At 55.0% G+C, this 1,124-nt stretch carries 1 protein-coding gene; it reads left to right on the top strand.

Features of this window, described 5'->3' with window-relative positions:
• On the top strand, positions 1-1,124 hold a 1,124-nt coding region (tuf, locus tag VLA07_RS27050), incomplete at both ends, for an elongation factor Tu (protein ID WP_330208060.1).

Below are 1,124 nucleotides of genomic sequence, written 5' to 3'. Positions count from 1 at the left end.
GGTCACGTTGACCACGGTAAAACCACTCTGACCGCTGCTCTGACTCGCGTCTGCTCCGAAGTTTTCGGTTCGGCCGTAGTTGAATTCGACAAGATCGACAGCGCTCCAGAAGAAAAAGCTCGCGGTATCACCATCAACACCGCTCACGTTGAGTACAACTCGACTATTCGTCACTACGCTCACGTTGACTGCCCAGGTCACGCTGACTACGTGAAGAACATGATCACCGGTGCTGCCCAGATGGACGGCGCGATCCTGGTTTGCTCGGCCGCTGATGGTCCGATGCCACAAACCCGTGAGCACATCCTGCTGTCCCGTCAGGTAGGCGTTCCGTACATCGTGGTTTTCCTGAACAAGGCTGACCTGGTAGACGACGCTGAGCTGCTGGAACTGGTTGAGATGGAAGTTCGCGACCTGCTGTCCACTTATGACTTCCCAGGCGACGACACTCCGATCATCATCGGTTCGGCTCGTATGGCGCTGGAAGGCAAAGACGACAACGAAATGGGCACCACTGCCGTTCGTAAACTGGTTGAAACTCTGGATACCTACATCCCAGAACCAGTTCGTATGATCGACAAGCCATTCCTGATGCCAATCGAAGACGTATTCTCGATCTCGGGTCGCGGTACTGTTGTGACTGGTCGTATCGAGCGCGGTATCGTTCGCGTTCAAGATGCACTGGAAATCGTTGGTCTGCGTGACACTACCACCACCACCTGCACCGGTGTTGAGATGTTCCGCAAGCTGCTCGACGAAGGTCGTGCTGGCGAGAACTGCGGCGTTCTGCTGCGTGGTACCAAGCGTGACGACGTTGAACGTGGTCAGGTTCTGGTTAAGCCGGGTTCGGTTAAGCCGCACACCAAGTTCACCGCAGAAGTTTACGTTCTGAGCAAGGAAGAAGGCGGTCGTCACACTCCGTTCTTCAAAGGCTACCGTCCACAGTTCTACTTCCGTACTACTGACGTGACTGGTAACTGCGAGCTGCCAGAAGGCGTTGAAATGGTAATGCCAGGTGACAACATTCAGATGACTGTTACCCTGATCAAAACCATCGCGATGGAAGATGGTCTGCGTTTCGCTATCCGTGAAGGCGGTCGTACCGTCGGCGCTGGCGTCGTAGC

The sequence above is a fragment of the Pseudomonas sp. S3(2024) genome (genome assembly GCF_036861315.1).
Lineage (GTDB): Bacteria > Pseudomonadota > Gammaproteobacteria > Pseudomonadales > Pseudomonadaceae > Aquipseudomonas > Aquipseudomonas putida_A.
Note: the sequence above shows the minus strand (reverse complement) of the source record. Positions and strands in the feature narration are given on the sequence as shown.